This window comes from Fervidobacterium riparium (assembly GCF_025370035.1).
GTDB classification, from domain to species: Bacteria; Thermotogota; Thermotogae; order Thermotogales; family Fervidobacteriaceae; genus Fervidobacterium; species Fervidobacterium gondwanense.
Genome location: NZ_CP009277.1, coordinates 720,533 through 739,262 on the forward strand (window position 1 = coordinate 720,533; position 18,730 = coordinate 739,262).

The 18,730-nt window shown below is 38.7% G+C and carries 15 protein-coding genes; 9 read left to right on the forward strand and 6 right to left on the reverse strand.

What is annotated here, in order from left to right; all coding sequences use genetic code 11:
- Window positions 1-32: 32 nt before the first annotated feature.
- Complete coding sequence (locus IB67_RS03215) at window positions 33-1,160, reverse strand: sodium ion-translocating decarboxylase subunit beta (protein ID WP_498875469.1); 1,128 nt, start codon at window positions 1,158-1,160, stop codon at window positions 33-35.
- Window positions 1,161-1,319: 159 nt separating this feature from the next.
- Here IB67_RS03215 and IB67_RS03220 point away from each other — a divergent pair, with 159 nt between their 5' ends.
- Window positions 1,320-4,838 carry a histidine kinase N-terminal 7TM domain-containing protein gene (locus IB67_RS03220; protein ID WP_245789559.1) on the forward strand — a complete coding sequence of 1,173 codons (3,519 nt, stop codon included), beginning with the start codon at window positions 1,320-1,322 and terminating at the stop codon, window positions 4,836-4,838.
- A gap of 13 nt (window positions 4,839-4,851) precedes the next feature.
- On the opposite strand, the gene IB67_RS03225 is transcribed toward IB67_RS03220, so the two are convergent.
- The 5 genes from IB67_RS03225 to IB67_RS03245 form a co-directional block, all read right to left on the reverse strand.
- A complete protein-coding gene (locus IB67_RS03225) occupies window positions 4,852-6,045 on the reverse strand; it encodes an L-cysteine desulfidase family protein (RefSeq protein WP_072759460.1) in 1,194 nt (397 codons plus the stop codon).
- A 154-nt stretch (window positions 6,046-6,199) separates the two neighbouring features.
- Window positions 6,200-7,135, reverse strand: coding sequence for a methylenetetrahydrofolate reductase (locus IB67_RS03230; RefSeq protein ID WP_072759351.1), 936 nt, complete (start codon window positions 7,133-7,135; stop codon window positions 6,200-6,202).
- Window positions 7,136-7,169: 34 nt separating this feature from the next.
- Window positions 7,170-7,925, reverse strand: coding sequence for a UPF0280 family protein (locus tag IB67_RS03235; protein ID WP_372589801.1), 756 nt, complete (start codon window positions 7,923-7,925; stop codon window positions 7,170-7,172).
- Between the two features lie 46 nt (window positions 7,926-7,971).
- Window positions 7,972-9,363 (reverse strand): homocysteine biosynthesis protein, encoded by a 1,392-nt coding sequence (locus IB67_RS03240; RefSeq protein ID WP_072759349.1) that lies wholly within the window; start codon window positions 9,361-9,363, stop codon window positions 7,972-7,974.
- A 30-nt stretch (window positions 9,364-9,393) separates the two neighbouring features.
- The gene (locus IB67_RS03245) at window positions 9,394-10,776 is read right to left on the reverse strand and encodes an aspartate kinase (RefSeq protein WP_178137751.1); all 1,383 of its coding nucleotides are present in this window, start codon (window positions 10,774-10,776) and stop codon (window positions 9,394-9,396) included.
- A gap of 357 nt (window positions 10,777-11,133) precedes the next feature.
- Here IB67_RS03245 and IB67_RS03250 point away from each other — a divergent pair, with 357 nt between their 5' ends.
- The 8 genes from IB67_RS03250 (at window position 11,134) to pgsA (ending at window position 18,701) form a co-directional block, all read left to right on the forward strand.
- On the forward strand, window positions 11,134-11,409 hold the full coding sequence (locus tag IB67_RS03250) for an acylphosphatase (RefSeq protein ID WP_072759345.1): 276 nt from the start codon (window positions 11,134-11,136) through the stop codon (window positions 11,407-11,409).
- 45 nt (window positions 11,410-11,454) lie between these two features.
- Window positions 11,455-12,681 (forward strand): adenylosuccinate synthase, encoded by a 1,227-nt coding sequence (locus tag IB67_RS03255; RefSeq protein WP_072759343.1) that lies wholly within the window; start codon window positions 11,455-11,457, stop codon window positions 12,679-12,681.
- A complete protein-coding gene (locus tag IB67_RS03260; RefSeq protein WP_072759341.1) occupies window positions 12,665-13,399 on the forward strand; it encodes a Mut7-C RNAse domain-containing protein in 735 nt (244 codons plus the stop codon). Before IB67_RS03255 ends, IB67_RS03260 begins: the two co-directional genes overlap by 17 nt.
- 140 nt (window positions 13,400-13,539) lie before the next feature.
- Entirely contained in the window at window positions 13,540-15,087 is a 1,548-nt protein-coding gene (locus tag IB67_RS03265) for a Na+/H+ antiporter NhaC family protein (protein ID WP_072759339.1), read from the forward strand.
- Between the two features lie 902 nt (window positions 15,088-15,989).
- Window positions 15,990-16,277, forward strand: coding sequence for a hypothetical protein (locus tag IB67_RS03270; protein ID WP_072759337.1), 288 nt, complete (start codon window positions 15,990-15,992; stop codon window positions 16,275-16,277).
- The gene (locus tag IB67_RS03275; protein WP_072759336.1) at window positions 16,265-16,828 is read left to right on the forward strand and encodes a DUF4416 family protein; all 564 of its coding nucleotides are present in this window, start codon (window positions 16,265-16,267) and stop codon (window positions 16,826-16,828) included. The genes IB67_RS03270 and IB67_RS03275 overlap by 13 nt, the downstream gene beginning before the upstream one ends.
- A gap of 5 nt (window positions 16,829-16,833) precedes the next feature.
- Window positions 16,834-18,117: a 30S ribosomal protein S12 methylthiotransferase RimO gene (gene rimO / locus IB67_RS03280; RefSeq protein ID WP_072759334.1), complete on the forward strand. Its 1,284-nt coding sequence runs from the start codon at window positions 16,834-16,836 to the stop codon at window positions 18,115-18,117.
- Window positions 18,114-18,701: a CDP-diacylglycerol--glycerol-3-phosphate 3-phosphatidyltransferase gene (gene pgsA / locus IB67_RS03285; RefSeq protein WP_245789553.1), complete on the forward strand. Its 588-nt coding sequence runs from the start codon at window positions 18,114-18,116 to the stop codon at window positions 18,699-18,701. Before rimO ends, pgsA begins: the two co-directional genes overlap by 4 nt.
- Window positions 18,702-18,730: the final 29 nt, after the last annotated feature.

Consider the following 18,730-nt stretch of genomic DNA (forward strand, 5'->3'; position numbering starts at 1 on the left):
CACCAACTCCCTGACATGCTCACATTTAATTATTATAAGTTGCTAATCAATGTTATCAGAATTCCTCCGGCTAGAACTGATCCAATCTGTCCGGCAACATTTGCACCAACAGCATGCATCAGCAAATAGTTTGTAGGATCTTCTTTCCTACCAAGCTGGTGTATAACTCTCGCTGACATCGGAAACGCTGAAATTCCAGCAGCTCCAAGCATTGGATTAATCTTATTTCTGAGAAATAAATTCAAAAACTTTGCGAAGAGAACACCACCAGCCGTGTCAAACACAAATGCAACAAGACCCAACAATAAAATGTAAAGTGTCTGCGGCCTCAAAAACTTATCGGCAGTCATGGTCGAACCGATCGATAAACCAAGGAAAATGGTAACTATATTGGCTAATTCATTCTGCGCAGACTTGGCTATAGAATTCAACACTCCACATTCTCTGAGGAGATTGCCAAACATCAGAAATCCAATCAGTGCAGCAGCATTTGGTGCAATTAAACTTGAAATAACCGTCACTGCTATTGGGAAAATGATTTTCGCTCTTTTACTTATCTTCAAGCTCTTAGCCGGCATTTTTATCGCTCTTTCATGCTTGGTTGTCAACACTTTAATCACCGGCGGCTGAATTATTGGGACTAATGACATATAAGAATAAGCCGCAACAGAGATAGGACCAAGGAGTTCTTTTGCAAACCTTCCCGCAACATATATTGAAGTAGGTCCATCTGCCGCGCCTATTATACCTATCGATGCCGCTTGTTTCAAATCAAAGCCGAGCAACGTGGCTACAACCATAGTCGCAAAGATTCCAAATTGTGCAGCGGCTCCAAACAAAATCATTATCGGATGTTCAAGAAGAGGACCGAAATCTATCATGGCACCGACTGCAATAAAAATCAAAAGTGGGAAAATTTCTGTTATAATACCTATGTCAAAGAATATGCTTAGAACCCCACGATGGAGTACACCTTCTATCCATTGATCCAGCACTGAGGAAAGTGGTATGTTAACCAAGACGGTGGAAAATCCTATTGGGAGAAGCAGAGCTGGTTCATATTCCTTAGAAATCGCTAAGTATATTAGAGTGAGACCAACCGCTATCATTACAACATTACCAATTGTGACAGATGTAATACCAAGAAATAAACTTGACAAAAATAACACCCCCATGCAACGTATTCTGTATGCAACCATTAAATATTCTACCATAACATAGTTTGAAAAAAATGACTAAAATATATCGTAACAGATTGTCAATTTCTTCTTATTATTGTCAATATATATGTAAACAGATGAAGTGAAGAGGTGGGGATTGTGATTCAAAACTCAGTTAGCAGTTTAAATATTCCCGTAGTTTTTATCTTCTTGCTGCTATATAACTCAATAATCTCTTTGCAAACAATCTCCGTATTTATGAGATATCGAGGGCAAAATATTTCGAGGAGTGGAAGCATAGCATCGTTGTTGATTGGTTTCTACTCTTTTTCATATGCTATGGAAGCACTTAATATTATTTCAGGTAACGCATCAGTAGCTTTCTTATGGTATAAGGTAGAGTATTTTGCTATACCGTACTTATCTTTGGCTTGGTATGGTTTTGTTTTAGATTTTGCTGGAAAAAAGATCAAGAAAAGGAATTTGGCCTTACTTTTCATAATACCTGTTTTATCGACATTGCTTGTTTGGACAAACGAATTTCATCGCCTCTATTTAGAAGGATACTTGGTTAACGAACATTACATTATTCGTGGACCTTTTTACTATGTACAAATTACATATTCCTACATCATCGCATTTGCAAGCTACTTTATCCTTCTAAAAATGGCAAAGAGATATGCGAGTATTTTTAGAAAAACAACATTCATACACCTTTTGGCGGCAGTTTTGATTCCGATCTTCGCAAGTCTTGCCTATATCGTATTTGACTTAGACATTGATCTTACTCCTTTCGGTTTAATGGTAAGCATAATTATTATACTCTACGAGGCACAAAGATTGCACGGACTGGACATCGAAAGTCAGATCAAAGATGTAGTATACAATGCCTCAAAAGATTTGATTCTCGTCATAGACAAAGATGGATATGTGATAAGTATCAATAGAAATTTTGAAGATACTTTCAGCCAGATTTATAAAACCAAGGATTTTCTTTTCAAACCTGTTGAAAAATTGCTCTCGAAGGACTGTTTAGATGCTATTAAAACAGGGCACGGAGTCATAGAAAAGTTTGGTAGATATTTTGAACTATGGGTTTCTGAATTAAAAAGCAGGGCAGGTAAGGATATAGGTAAAGTTGTGTTCTTCCATGAAATAACAGATTTAAGAAAGGCTGAAGAATTGAGAATGCTCGAAAATAGAACATACAGAACGCTCTTTGATTTCGCGCCAGTTGGCATATTAATTGAAGATGAAAAAGGCAACATTTTAGACGTAAATCCAGAATTCTGCAGAATTCACGGCCGCACGAAAGAGGAACTGATAAATAAAAGTATAACAATGTTGGCACCTGTTGAAGATCGCGATAAAGTTAAGAAAAATATAGAGGAAATATTATCAGGTAAACAATTAGTGCACTTCGTCAGGAGCATTGGGAAGCATGGTGAGCCAAGATTTATAGAGCTATATGAAACAGCAATACCCCTTCCGGACAATAAGAAGGGGATACTGTCGATTCAAAAAGATGTTACAAGGCAAAAGAGCATCCAAGAAGCAATTAAGATGATGGCAAGATATCAAGGCATCATCTTGAATCTCGCTTTAAACCTCATAAACGTCCCCGCCGAAAGATTGGACGAAGAACTTGCAAAAGCAATTAAAAATCTATCAAAGCAGCTTGGTGTTTCACGAGTTAGAGTTTATAGTTTTGATAAACTAAAGGGAAGCTTTTTCTCTGTCGCTTCATGGTTTTACTCAGCTTCTCAGAGTGAAAGTCCGAATTTTCAGTTTAATCTCACAGAGGCAGAAAGCGAAAGAACCAGTAAGTTATTGTCTGGTGAGCAGTATGTAATTACTAAAGAAAACACTAAGCATGAACTCACTTTAAGGCTTCTTGGCGACAATGCTTCGGCACTTATAACCCCCATTAAACTTGAAAATGAAGTCATAGGTTTCATAAGTGCGGTATCAAAAGAGAAAAAAGATTGGAATGCCATTGAAAGAAACATATTTAAGTTGCTATCAACCCTGATAGCAAGCACTGAAGCCAAGAAAAAATATGAACAAGAGTTGATAGATGCAAAACGTCAAGCAGAAGAAGCAAGTAGAGCCAAAACCACTTTCCTGGCAAACATGAGTCACGAGATACGTACACCGCTAAATGGAATTGTTGGGTTTACCAATTTACTTGCCGAAACAAACCTTGATGAAAAGCAAAGAAAGTACGTCACAACTATCCTGAAATCCACAGAGGTACTTTTAGGCGTAATCAACGACATATTAGACTTAGCAAAGATCGAGAGCGGAAGACTACAACTCGAGTATATTGAATCAAATTTGAAGATGGAACTTCAAAGTTCTTTAACGCTCTACGAGGCAAAAGCAAAAGAAAAGAACCTAAGATACAATGTATTTATTGACGAGAATATCCCAGACTGCCTTGTATTAGACAGCGTCAGGCTTCAGCAAGTGCTATTTAATCTTATAAACAACGCCATTAAATTCACGCAAGCAGGTGGTAGTGTTTCTATCAGGGTTGAAAAACTCGAAGAAAACGCCGAAAAGGCAACTATTAGGTTTTTAGTGAAAGATACCGGCATTGGAATACCAAAAGAAAGGCTTGAGAAGATCTTTGAACCATTTGAACAATCAGATGTATCGATAACACGTCGTTACGGTGGTACGGGCCTCGGGTTGTCTATAAGCAAGCAATTGATAGAACTCATGGGTTCGACGATACATGTAGAGAGCGAAGAAGGAAAAGGCAGCACATTTTATTTTGATTTAACACTGCAAAAGTGTATTAGGAAGGAAAAAACTGAGAGAGTGGCAAGAAAGGAGAAAGTAAAATACAACATTAATGTACTCGTTGCTGAAGATTATGAGATTAACAGGCTGTTGGTGACAGAACTATTTAAAAAGTACGGCATTGAGCCAGATTTTGCGTTAAATGGAAAAGAAGCTGTTGAAATGGCGATGAAAAAATCATACGACATAATATTCATGGATATCCTGATGCCTGAAATGGACGGGATTGAGGCAACTAAGAAGATCAGGCAGTTCAATTTGGAAGTCCCAATTGTTGCTCTGACAGCCCATGCTCTGAAAACAATACGAGACGAGGTTCTCTCTGCGGGAATGAACGACTACGTAGTGAAGCCAATAAAGACTGAGGAGATAGAGCGAGTGCTCGAAAGATTCTGTTCACACCTCGCAAAACCATTAGAAGATGAAAGACAGGCAAAACCATCATTAGAAGGTAAAGAACTGCAAGAAACAGGAAAAAAACAAGGCGCTAAAGAACAAACACGAGAACCTTTTGTTGATAAATTGAAAGATGAAATAAGAGGTGCGGAGAGTGAATATGGTTTCACGCAAGAATTTGAGAAAGAGCTCCTCGAGACATTCATTTCTTCTTCTAAAAATGGCATAGAAAAGGCTTTAAAAGCACTTTCAATTGGAGATTTTGAAACTATACGAATAGAAGCACACAGCATAAAAGGAGCTGCACGTTCTCTTGGTTTCTCGGAAATCGGTGAACTGGCTTATGATATTGAATCAGCTGCGAAAGAAAAGAGAACGGATTTTGATTATGTTTCAAATATCGAAAAGTTATCTAACTACATAGAATTCGTACAGAAACTTTATGACGAAAATTTCGGAAATTCTGGGAATTAGAAGTCTCAATAACTTAACAGTGACCAATAAAGTCAATGACATTTTCATCAAAATTTCTGAGAGAATTCGTGAGAATTTCAATTCTTCTAATCGTTTCTTCAACATCCTTTGCAGCAAATCCATTTCCACACGGAACGTTCATATCGTTCATGGATAGTTTTGCTGCGTTGAGTGCCATCTGAGTGCCGATGCTCGCTTTCAAAGCGCAGCTTCTTTTTGCTCCATCACAAGTCATTCCAAATAACGTTGCGAGGACATTGTTGATTGCGTTCTTTATTTGTTCGTGTGAGCCATTTTGAAGATACGTAATCCCCGCCGATGCACCTGCTGAGGCTATAGAACCTGCTCCGCAAATCGGCGTCAGAGCCCCGGTGTAAGCCTTTATATAAATTGTTACCAACATGCTCAGTAGTACAGCCCTTAATTTAATATCACTCAAAACTCCGAGTTCATCAGCATAAAGAGCAACTGGAACTGTACAAGAAATCCCCTGATTTCCGCTTCCTGCGACGGTCATCACAGGAAGAAGTGCACCGTTCATCCGCATATCAACACCAGACGCGACGTATCTTGGCATTCCTTCGAGCACCTTTCCAAACGTAATTTCTTCTTCTAAACCTATCTTTGAAATATTCTGATTGTATTGTATAGCATCTGAAACCATTTTAATAACATCGTTGTCTGGAGCCTCAACATATTCGAATATATCTGAAAGATTTATTGATTTAATAATGTCTTTCTTAAAATTCGCACTCGATTGGTTGTTAATCACTTCTTTGCCATCCACAACTATCCTGCTTACGTTATCGTGTGAGTCTGTAATCTCCACAAGTACATCGTTTTCTCCCAAAAGCCGTGTTCTTATGTGCAAGTACATATCGTTTGTGTATTTGACTACAATCTTATCTTTCAATTCGTAAGCTTTCATAACAGCATCAGAATCCACATATTTGAAAACTTCCAAACCGAGCTCTGCCTTTCCCACAATGTAAGCCAACGCAACTGCTAATTCAAAACCGTGAAGATGTGTTCCAGGGATTCCCACTTCCAAACCATTTTTGTATGTGTTTCTATCCATTAAAACCTCTATCTTCTGAACATCTCCTTTAAGGTACTTCTTACCAACAGCAACCGAAAGCCCAACAGCAACAGGTTCAGTGCATCCATATGACAGCTTTACGTTGTCGAAGAGTATTGTTCGTACTATTTCCCGAAGATCATTTCTCATCGCGACTCCCCCTGATTTTCAAAAATAAGAAGCTAAAAATGCATCTGATGGATATATTTTAATTCGTAGACAAAAGAATCTCAAAATTCATATGCCAAAAAAACTCAATGAAAATTGTTATTTTTTCCACTCGCTACAACACATTCTCAATTTCTTTCATTATCTCGCATATTTCATCTCCACGCCCCATTGTAAACAAGTGAACTCCCGGAGCCCCACTTTCAAACAAAGCTTCAATTAACTTCAAAGAAAATTTGATTCCTACGTTATATTCTTCCTCTTTACTTCTTGCGTTTTCTAAAGCCTCGACAAAGCTTTGCGGAATACTGACGAAAAATCTCTTAGGTACCATGTATAGAGATTTCTTGTTGACCAATGGTTTAACACCGGGTATGATTGGAACATTTATACCTTCACTCCTGCAACGTTCTACAAAACTTTTGTAAACTTCCGCACTGAAGACCATCTGAGTTATTACAAAATCTGCCCCATTTCCCACTTTCTGCTTCAAAAACCTCAAATCGGTTTCAAAGTTTGGAGCTTCATAGTGTTTTTCAGGATATCCTGCAACTCCAATGCAAAAGTCTGTAGGTTTCGCCTGCGTATATAGGTACCTTCCGCTATTCATTTCGTTAATCTGACTAACAAGTTGGTAGGCATATTTATAATCAGATTTCGTATTTATAAATCGCTCGTCAACATCGCCTCTGATTACAAATACATTATCCACACCCATTATCGAAAGGTCAATCAACAGGTCCTCTATTTCGTATTTGTTCATACCTATGCAGACTATGTGTGGGACCACGTCCACGTCGTATCGTTTCATAATCGCTGCTGTAAGACCTATCGTTCCTGGTCTCTTCACTTTCGGCACTTTGATTATTTGATTGTCGTGCTCTATATACTCTATCTCAACAGGATGGCGAGTAATATTTACAAATGAAATGTTATATTTCATCAGTTTATCGAGTGCTCTGTATATATTCTCAACATCTTCTCCTCTTTTTGGTGGAACTATTTCAATAGATATTACTTTGCCTTCTTTGAGTTTTTCTGGAATCTTCACAAAAATACCTCCTCATGCTCAAATATTTCATAATTTATACGGAAAATTGTATATTCCCAATAGCAAACAATTTTGAGTTAACTATTGAAATCGCTCCTAAAATATTCTCCTTTTCAATATCCTCTTTTACCATCATCTCCAATTTTTCAAAATCGAGTGAACTGTGCACGATGTTCCCATATCTTGTTGCAAATGCATCTGCGATTACCGAAGTCTTTGCGATAACGCACGTCGCATCGGTACTGCCGAAACTTCTGGAATGTCCAATCTTTCCCGAAGAAGTGCACACACCCCAACTTCCAGATGGCAAAACTATCAAAAGTTTGTTAAATTCGCTATTGAAATTCGCAAATATCCCGATTTTGACAGGTTTTTTAGACCTGATGTATATATCTCCGCCGTTCTCTACCACAACCTCCTCACATCTATAATTTTCGACCAAGTGATTCCCAACTATATCCGCAAACGCACCGGCAACACTTGCCATGGGACCAACATCGGCTAATTTCGAAGCATTATCCATCATTAACACAATATCTGGCACTCTTTCCAAACATTCAACAGGTACCAAGGAAGCATAAAATTCTTTGTGAATATTTATATACGATTCCAAGGCTTCATAATTTGTCTTCACCAAATCGTATACTGTTCCAAGCATACTCTTCTCAAATTTATCAACCCTGATACATAAGTCGGTGAATTTGTATTTAACATAGAACATTTCTAACCTATCTGAATAAAAATCTCTGTAGAATCTCTTCGTAACTGGGATTTTTTTACCACTTTCCAAAAGTCTCACCACCCGCAACCAATCAATTCAGCAATACGTAGTTCAGCTAATATGGCATATCAAAGGTCTCTTTTCCAGCCTTGTCATACGGAAGTCTTAATCCAACAGGGCACACGTCTGCACAAACTAAACATTCCGTGCATTTATCTTTAGCAAGAAACACATTTCCATTAGAAAATTGAAAAGCGGAATACTGACATACAGAGACACAAGCGCCGCAGTGCACACAAGATTTATCTCTTTCCAAAGTTGCTCTGAGCTCAAGATAATTCTCTTCCATCTCTAAGTCAAGTTCTTTTGCATTGTAAAGATTCTTCAAGCTTCTTTCTTCATGCAAATTATAAGCAGGATTTGTGAGCAAGAACTCGCCATTCAGCATCCACGTTTTCAATTCTTCCGCAATCTCTCTTGCAACTTTCAAGCTCGAAAGAGAAGATGTTTTGACCTCTTTTCCAAGTAGCTCCACTTCTCCAGATTTCAATTGCGCATATGAAACAACACCGAGTGTCGGTCTTTCCGGCACGGAATAGTCTTTTATCTCGGTGTGTATCTGTTCATCTGAAAGGCTCACATAGTAGGCTATCTCTTCACTGAGAATTGGGATTGGAATTCCAACTCCAACAAAAAGCGTGGTACCGTAGTTCTTGAAATATGCTCCCTTGATATATTTCGCACTCATCTTCTTCGCATCGCCTATGAGTGCAAGAGTTCGAGCAGGTGAGATGGGGATACCGTTCTCATTTTCCTTGATTGTATTCCTGAATTGCGTTCCGTACCAACTCACGTAACCTACTCCACCCCCAAGGAAGATTTTCGTACCGATGCCTATCGTCAGGAGCTTCGGGTCTTTGAGCAATGGACTGAGTTCCCCGGAAGTCGAGTATGTTATGTTACCATAGTTTGGAAGCAGTTTCCCCATGTAAGTATAAATCACTTTATCTGAGCCGTTTGTTGCAGCAGCGTAGTTCTGATAAGCATTCCTCGGATTGAACAAGAAAAAGTCATTAATCGAATGTTTATCGACGTATCCTTTAAAATGCTTCCGAGGATAACAATCCGTTCCCTTTCCAAAAGCTTCAAGGAGCACCTTTTCCCCTCGTATCAACAACTCGATGACATGTCCACCGCCGAATGTTTTGTCGTATGCAGACTCTTGCGTTGCACCAATATACCCATCAACTGCCGCTATCCCACCGTACACCTCCACACCACCGAGTGTTATTTTTTCCATCCGCATGGGTGGAAAGGTGTGACCGAAATTTATAAAAGCGCCGCTTGAACACATCGGTGCAAACGTCCCTGTCGTAACCACATCAACCTTTCTTGCAATTTCTTTAACTCCTTCCTCTTTCGCGAGTTTCACCACTTCCTCTGCAGTTAGGACAACAGCGTTCCCTTCCAATATCTTTTTGTTTATTTCCTCAATTGTTCTGTTCATAAAGCTTTTCCCCCTTTTTGAACTATATTATCAACCAATATTGGAGAAAACACGATTTTCAAAAAGACTTCTGTGAATCGCACGCAAAGATACTTCAAGATCTTTGCGATCTATTATCAGATAAAACGAAACCTCGTTTGAACCTGCCGAGATCATCTCTACATTAATACCGTTGTCTGCAAGAACGCTGAACACTTTCGCGGCGATGCCATGTTTATCGAGCATCCCATGACCTACAAGTGCTATGAGAGCTTTATCTATCTTGTATGAAATTTCATCTATATCGTCTAATCGAATTGTCTCAGCAATTCTTAAGACATCGCTTAATGCGCTTTTAGACACTATTAAGTTAATCGATGTTTGAGACGTGATGACAAACTTTATATTCACCCCTCCGTGTGCTATTTTAGATGAAATTTCCCCCAAGACTCCTGGCACACGTCCAAGGTTTCTTCCTTTGAATTGAACGACTGCAACGTCGTCTGTGTAGGAAATACTCTTAACACAACTTTCGGTAACGTGTTTATCATCCGAAATTCTCGTACACCTATTCAAATCAAAAACACCATCAAAGCTACAGACATAAAGCGGAATCGAGCTTTTTCTTAATGGCTCTATGGAATTGTATTGCAAAACTTTAGCGCCAAAGTACGACAGCTCGTCAGCTTCATCGTAGCTCATAGACTTAACAATGTATGGTGATTCGGCGACTTTTGGATCACATGACAAAAACCCATTAACGTCTTTGAACAAGAACACAGCTTCGGCATCAAGAGAGTAACCTAAAGTAGTAGCGGTGTAATCGCTCCCGCCTCGTCCAAGTAACGTAACATCACCCTCCACGGAACGGCCGTAAAAGCCAGGGACTATTGAATGAACACCATTCCATCTATTTATTTCTGATTGAATTTTTTCTTTTGTCTTCTCAAGAAGAACTGTCGAATTTCCGAATTTTCCATCTGTAATTATCCATTCGCCAGCGTCTTTTAACTCAAATCTACTATCTTCATCTTCAATAAATTTCAACAGCGTGTAGGCATTAATCTGTTCACCATGGCTCAGAAATTCATCCTTCAAGAAAGGAGGCACTTTGTTGAGAATTCTTACAACCGTTAACAATTCACGAATGCGTTCGAATAAAGACTCGAAATAACCGTCAGTACGATTATTCAAAACTTGTAAATGGAATTCATAAATCTCGTCGATAATGCTATCAACCTTCTGATCACGAAAATTGTAGAGTGCGTGGAGAAGTTTGTCCGTAGTGCCAAAAGCCGCACTAACGACAATTACGAGGTGCTTATCTTTAAAAACTTCTTCTACCTCACCTATCTTTCTCTTCACCTCTGAATAGCATTCAAAATCTTTAAAATTTGAACCTCCGAATTTTAATACGAGAAATCTTTTCTCCAATTTTCTAACCCCCTTTTCGTATTGCATAAATATATAAAAAAACGGTCGGGTGATTTTCTCACCCGACCGTTGGTTTAACGTTCCAAAACATCAGAGGCATACCCAACGGTCGGTACGCCACATCATCATAGCCATCATGAATACATTATTGTTTAGTGTGATATCACTCAGAAAAGACCCTCTTTTCACAGTTTCGAAAAGCTCAGTCTTCACTAAGAATTCCCCCGTTTGAAATTTTTTAGAATTATACTAAAAAAATCCCAAAAACGCAAGATTGAATTTTGGGAAAATTGTGCTATAAAAAAATCGTGACTTTCTCTGTGAATTTATGTAACTCGATCCACGGAAGGTGGTTGTATGGAAACAATCTGGAAAAGGTGGAATGTGAGAGGCATAGTCCAAGGAGTTGGATTCAGGCACTTTGTCAAAAACGTTGCAAGAGCGATAGGCGTGAAAGGGTATGTCAAAAACGAAGACGATGGTAGCGTGACGATAGTAGCAGGCGGTAACGCTGAGCAGCTGAACGAACTTTACAGAAGAATCATGGAAGGAAATGGTTGGAGTTACATCTCAGATTTCGATGAAAAAGAACTACCTGAACAGGATTACAAAGATTTCCACGTCGAATTTTAAGTCTATGGTTACCGAAAGAACTTTTTAAAAAAGGAGATGGAAAGCATGAAAAGCATAGTTTATGGACTGCATTGGGGGGACGAAGGTAAGGGAAAGGTAACGACTTATCTTTCCCGTGAATACGATTACGTAGTGCGCTACAGCGGTGGTAGCAACGCAGGACACACCGTCGAGTATGGGAATTTTAAATTAGTACATCATTTAGTACCATCGTTTGATGTGAGAACAGATACAATCGGTTATATATCCAACGGTGTCGTCGTGGACCTTGGAGTGCTTAATAGCGAAATCGAAGAACTGAAAAGGCTTGGATTCGATGTGTCAAGAAGAATAAAAGTATCGAACCTTGCACACGTTGTTTTGCCAGTCCACAAAATGCTCGATGAAAAGTTTGAAATGGCAAAGGGAGACAAAGCAGTTGGAACGACAAAACGAGGAATAGGACCCGCATATGCCGATAAAGTTCACAGAATAGGTTTGAGGCTTGTAGATTTTGAAAACCAAGAAAATGCACTCGAAAAATTGAAGTTCATATCCGAGTTATACAAAAATCTCTATTCGATAGATTGGACAGACTACGATAAGATCTTTGAAGAATACGAAAAAATAAGAAGTTTTGTTGTATCACCTATCGAAATACGTAAAGAATTACAAAATTCAAACGTACTCTTTGAGGGTACACAAGGTGTATTGCTCGACATAGACATGGGAAGTTATCCGTACGTCACAGGTACGTACTGTAACACAACAGGCGTTGAACCGGGGCTCGGCTATCCGATGAACATCGATAAAAGAATAGGCGTTTTCAAAGCTTACCTCACAAGAGTTGGCGAAGGTCCGTTCCCAACTGAGTTGTTCGGAGAAGACGCAGAAAAACTCAGAAAAGCAGGAAAAGAATACGGAGCAACAACTGGAAGACCAAGAAGATGCGGCTGGCTCGACTTACCACTTCTGAAATACGCCATAGAAATATCTGACTGTACCGAGATGATAATGACAAAGGCAGACGTACTCTCTGGGATGGATAAAGTTCTTGTCGGTGTTAGGTATGCGATAGATGGGAAGAAGATAGATATACCCACGGATTTAGAAATGCTCAGTAAGACCGATGTAGAATATGTCGAATTCCAAGGTTGGAAAGATTTAAACGACAGAAACTTTGCTAAATTTGTAGAATTCTTGGAAAGAGAAACCGGACGAAAAATTACTTACATATCAACAGGCGCAAATGTAGAAGATATAGTGAGCTTTGAAGATGGAAAAGAAAATTAGAATATCGATAACGTTTTTTGGAAGTCTCACAGACCTTTCCAAAGCAAGAATGATTGAATTGGAGCCTGGAGTAAACCAGACGATAAAAGATTGCATAGAACGCCTCGGTGTTCCGCACACCGAGGTGTATTTTATTACTCTCAACGGTAAATTTGTGAAGTTCGACAAGATAGTTGAAAATGGTGAGATGTATTTCGTTTATCCCGATAGCGATTTGGAGATTCCGGAAGAATACATTCTGACACCGAAATACGAAGGAGAACCAAAGTTCATCTTAGACATACACTTAGGTGGGCTTGCAAGATACCTAAGAATGCTTGGAATATACGCAGATTTTGGGATTATAGAGGATGAAAAGATTATTGAAAAGGCAAGAAACGAAGACTTGATAATACTTACCAAAGACAGGATGATGCTCAAGAATAGTGAGGTTAAATATGGATACATTGTTAGGTCCGACGAGCCAAAACAACAATTGATTGAAGTATCCAGAAGATACAAGTTAAAAAATTGGTTTAACCCATTTAAAAGGTGCATATTATGCAACGGTAAGCTCTTGCCTATTGAAAAGTCTAAGATACTCGACAAAATTCCTGAGAAAGTTAAAGAAATGTACGACGAATTTTCGATATGCAGCGGATGCGAAAAGATATACTGGGGTGGGACTCACTACGAGAAAATGAATAGATTCATCGAAGAAATTAGAAAATACGTGTGATATTCCTCTATAAATTCCTGCTCTTAATCTTTTTCGCACTCTCTTTTTCAAAGAATAATTCATTTATCAAAAGTCTTCAAATAAATTTTCAAGAGAGAGATTTTATCAAAGAGATTTACGAGATTTGGGGAGGTGTTTCTATGGCAGGTACCATTTGGTCAATTTTGCCACCTTTAGTTGCTATTGTCCTCTGTTTCATTACAAAGAACGTCCTTCTTTCACTCTTCTTAGGTATCTTCACTGGCGGATTACTTTTGAATTCCTTTAACCCGCTGTCAGCATTTGGTTATTCTCTTGATAAGATAGTTGGCTCAGTTGCTGATGAGTGGAATGCAAAATTACTGCTTTTCAACCTCATCATGGGTGCTGGAATTGCATTCATCTGGAAACTTGGCGGAAGCAAAGCATTGGCAGACTGGGCGAAAACTAAAATTAAAACGAGGCGTTCAGCTACGGTTTGGGCTTGGCTTCTCGGTGTGATTGTTTTCTTTAACGATTACATAAATGCAGCGATTGTCGGTAACGTGACCCGCGACATATTTGAAGAACACAAGATCTCTAAAGAGAAGCTTTCATACATCTTAGACTCGACATCGGCTCCTGTTGCGACGTTCTTCATATCTGACTGGATCGCATACCAGCTTGGTATGATTCAGAAAGGTATGGAAAGTGCAAATATAACCGGAATTTCACCACTCTCAGCTTTTCTTGGTAGCATTCCGTTTAACCTGTACTGTCTGTTTACCGTCCTATTCGTTGGTATTATAGCTATCACTTCCTGGGACTTTGGTCCGATGCTAAAAGCAGAGCTAAGGGCTCAGAAAGAAGGAAAGACGAAGCGTGACGGTGCAGTACCAATGTTGGATGTTGACTTTGAACTCGGAAAGCCGATAGAGACTAAGCCGATGATTTTAACTTTCGTTCTACCGATAGTTGCTTTGATAGGTGTTACGATATGGGGATTTTATTACACGGGTGCTAAGGCAGGTGGAGCGACGCTTATTGAGAAGCTCGGTAATGCAGATGCTGCGACGGCACTTCTATGGGGAGCGTTCGCTATGATGCTTACCGGCATAGCCATAGCTATTGGATTTAAGCTCATGACTATCTCAGAGACTATGAAAACTGTTCTCGATGGGTTCAAGCTCATGCTGTTAGCTTGTGCGATATTGGTACTTGCTTGGTCGATTGGTAGTGTCACTAAGGACGTTGATCTTTCAGGTTACGTTGTTTCTTTAGTTAAAGAGGATTCATCGTTCTTCTTGATACCGCCTATAATTTTCATAATAGGTGCTCTTGTTTCATTTGCTACCGGTACTTCTTGGGGAACGATGGCAATTCTCACGCCGATAGCAATACCGATAGCATACAAAGTTACTGGAGATGCGTGGTTGTCAGTAACAAGCATGGCTGGTGTTGTCTTTGCTGGTTCTATATTTGGAGATCACTGCTCACCAATATCAGACACCACAGTTTTGTCATCAATATTCTCTGGAAGTGACCATATGGACCATGTCAATACACAGATACCATATGCATTGCTTACCGCATTCGTTGCTTTGTTAATGTATTTCGTCTACGGTGCTTTCAGGACTTCTCCATTCATTCTAATCACTGTTGGTTTGGTATTAGTTATTCTACTTGCAAGAGTTTTGAATAGATATTCAATAAAACGTATCGATTCTTAAATTCGTTTCTGCTTTATACGAATAGTTCTTAAATCAGCTTTTGTTAATGTGTTTTTAGCCCGTCTGCATAGGACGGGCTTTTATGTTTTTTGTTTATTGCGCATACAATATGATATGAAATTCTTCCAGAATGGCTTCATTTCATATTTTCTTAAAAGCTAACTCTTCTTTTTACCTCCCTATACCTTAACGATAGTATATATACTATCTATAAGATAGTAGTAGTATTATATATAGTGGTGGTAAGTTTGGTAAGTTTACTCAAATGTAACCAAAAACCTCACACCAAATCTTGACTATAGACTCATATTACAACTTACCACCTTTTTGTTACAACTTACCACCTTGGTAAGTTTTTAGTAGAAATCAAGTATTTAAGCGGTATTTTCGGTGGTAAGTTTTTTAAATGCGCATGAATAAACGATTTGAGTGCAATTAGGCGTGCCTAAAATTAGAGAAATTTTTCACTATTGGTAAGTTTGGTAAGTTTTCTTATTGAGAACAATTTGCAATTTCGTATATATAGTATGTTAAAATTGTTAGCCACAATTTGTTGTATTTAAAAACTTACCAAAGCTGGTAAAAACTTACCACTTACTTACCAGAAACTTACCACTAACTTACCACATCACAATTTGTTGTTATTATAAACCATGTCATGTACTATATCTTGAGTTGTTTTTCTAACGCTATCAAAGTTAATTCAAGACTAAAATTGTTATTTTTCATTTTTGCGTTTATTCAAAACATTTTTGGCTTGTTAATAGTATAACCATCGAAGATGTTCATTTTTTCGTTTTTTGTTGTATAATATCCATGTGTATTGGTAATTTTGGAAATTTGTGACTTTGATATGGAATTTGTTTTAATGCAGAATTAGGCAGAAATGGAAAGGTGGTAAGATGTCGAAAAACTTAATACGCGTTCTTTTTTATGGCATGACACTTGTAAGTGTTTTATTGTTGTTATTCTCTTTCAGTTATATGAGACACGTTAAGAATGCTCCGCTGGTAACGATTGAAGGGTTGAGAGGCGTTTATTTTTTGAATGGAAAGCAATACAGCGGAGTCACAAACATGAATCTGGGTACATACCACATAGTCGGGGAAGCTATCTTAAGACTGTACGGTAACAGAGTTAAGATCGTTAGGATTCCACAATTCGAGGTGGAAGTTATATGGGAAAAGTGAGGATTGTAGAGCCTGTTAATTTGGTAATTTTTATGTTCTCTTCACATATTGACTATTGGTTTAACGAGGTTAAAGACGAGCTTGTTTCACTTTTCGGACCGATGGATTATGTTAGCGATGCTTTGGATTTTGAAAAGTACACGCTCTACTACAATGAAGAGATGGGTTCAGGAATAATTGGAAGGCTTATAAGTTTTGAAAGGCTTATCCATCCGTCTTTGCTTTCGATGATTAAAGTGAAGACAAACGAAATAGAGCTTAAGTATGCCGTCGACGGAAAGCGAAGGTTTAATCTCGACCCGGGGTATATGCACCATATGCAATTTGTCTTGGCAACCACAAAGATGTGGCCTCACAGAATTTACATAGGACACGGGATATATGCCGAACCGACGTTGATGTACATAAATGGTAGGTGGAAAGATTACGATTTTACTTATCCAAATTACAAAGAAGAGGTGTATAAAGAGGAATTGTCGAAGATTAGGGAATTGTACCTTGAGAAACGTAAGAATTACTTGAGACAAGTTTTCGAGAAAAAAGGAAGGTGAAGTTTTTGAAGTTGTATATTGTTGTTCTCGGATGTCCTAAAAACGAGGCTGATTTTTCTTTATTTAAGCATCACATAAAACAGCTTGGTCATGAAATTGTTGATGATTTAGAAGAGGCAGATGGAGTTGTCGTAGATACTTGTGGATTTATTGTAGATGCAAAACAAGAGTCAATTGACACTATTTTAGAGTTTGTTGAACATAAGAAGGTAAAGAAAGATTTTAAAGTTTTTGTGACTGGCTGTTTAGTGCAGCGTTATCCAAAGGACTTACCGCATGAAATTCCAGAGGTTGATGGTTGGTTTGGTGTAATACCACCGAAAGTACTTGCAGAGAATATTCAAAAGGTGAGCAAGTATATCACGGATCCTATTGCCGTGTACGATTTCGAAGGTAGAGTCGACGATGATTTACCATACGCATACGTGAAAATTGCCGATGGTTGCGACAGAGCTTGTACTTTCTGTACGATACCGAAATTTAAAGGGGGGTTTGTAAGTAGAAAGCTTGAAGATATTGAAAATGAGGTCAGAACATTAGTTTCATCCGGGAAGAGAGAAGTTATTTTGGTTGCTCAAGATACCACAGGATATGGTATAGATATTTACGGCAAACAGATGTTACCAGAACTCTTGAAAAGGTTAAATAAAATTGATGGAGATTTTTGGATTAGAGTTATGTACATGCATCCTGATCATGTGACAGATGAAATCTTGGAAGGTTTCTCGTACGAAAAGGTGGTAAAATATTTTGACATTCCAGTCCAGCATGGGAGCACCAAAATTTTGAAACTGATGAACAGAACGAGAACACCGAGTGAGCTCGAAAAGCTTTTTGAAAAGATCAGAACTATGTATCCAGACGCTGTTTTGAGGACTTCTATCATTCTCGGATTTCCTGGTGAGACTTCCGAAGATTTCGAAGAGTTGCTCGATTTTGTTAGAGCCGTTGAATTCGACAAACTCGGAGCGTTCATATATTCAGATGAAGAAGACGCTGCATCTTACAAATTACCCCACAAAGTAAGGTCATCAACAGCTCAAAAGAGGCTTGACAGGTTGATGGAGACACAAGCAGAGATTTCCGCAATGCGAAATCAGAGATTTATCGAACGTGTTATTGATGTATTGGTTGATGAAGAGGCGAATGGGGTTTTGATTGGGCGTGGTTATATGGACGCACCTGAAATTGATGGAAATGTCTTTGTGAAAGGCAGTGGTATTAAAGGTTTTGTAAAAGTCCGGATTACTGAAGCCGATACATATGATCTGGAAGGTGAAATAGTTTGAGCTTGGGAGCTGGGGAAAAGAAAACCAAAGAGAGCGTAGTCTTCAATCTACCAAATGCCATAAGTTGGCTTAGGATTTTTTCGACAGCCATAATAGTTTTGTTGATGTACCTTGGTAACTATGGCTCTGCGTTTGTTATTTTCGTCGCTGCGGCAATCAGTGATTATTTTGATGGATATTTTGCAAGGAAGTACGGCCTTGTGACAAAGTTGGGCAAGGTTCTTGACCAAATGAGCGACAAGATTCTCATTACTTCCATTTTGATAGTTTTCGTGGAATTCGGAATGGCGCCGGGCTGGTTAGTGATCGTGATGGTGTTTCGCGATACGCTTGTGAGTATCGTTCGCATGGTCGCTTCAGACGCCGGAAATGTTATAGCAGCAAACATCTTCGGAAAGTTCAAAACAGTTTCACAGATGATACTCTCAGTTGGTTTATTCTTGGAGCTAACTCTGTCTTCTTCGGAAAGGTTATTGAGGGTTCTATCCGGATTGAACGCGGTACTCATTTATGTAGTTGCGATATCAACGGTGCTATCTGGTCTTATATATGTCTATCAAAACAGGGAGTATCTCAACAGGTAAATTGCGAAAATGCGAAAAGCAGAAATTAA

Bases quoted from the DNA above. Each gene is read 5' to 3' on its own strand.
- IB67_RS03240 (WP_072759349.1), bottom strand. From the start codon at position 9,363: ATGAACAGAACAATTGAGGAAATAAACAAAAAGATATTGGAAGGGAAC.
- IB67_RS03250 (WP_072759345.1), top strand. From the start codon at position 11,134: ATGGAAACAATCTGGAAAAGGTGGAATGTGAGAGGCATAGTCCAAGGA.
- IB67_RS03255 (WP_072759343.1), top strand. From the start codon at position 11,455: ATGAAAAGCATAGTTTATGGACTGCATTGGGGGGACGAAGGTAAGGGA.
- IB67_RS03260 (WP_072759341.1), top strand. From the start codon at position 12,665: ATGGAAAAGAAAATTAGAATATCGATAACGTTTTTTGGAAGTCTCACA.
- IB67_RS03265 (WP_072759339.1), top strand. From the start codon at position 13,540: ATGGCAGGTACCATTTGGTCAATTTTGCCACCTTTAGTTGCTATTGTC.
- IB67_RS03270 (WP_072759337.1), top strand. From the start codon at position 15,990: ATGTCGAAAAACTTAATACGCGTTCTTTTTTATGGCATGACACTTGTA.
- IB67_RS03275 (WP_072759336.1), top strand. From the start codon at position 16,265: ATGGGAAAAGTGAGGATTGTAGAGCCTGTTAATTTGGTAATTTTTATG.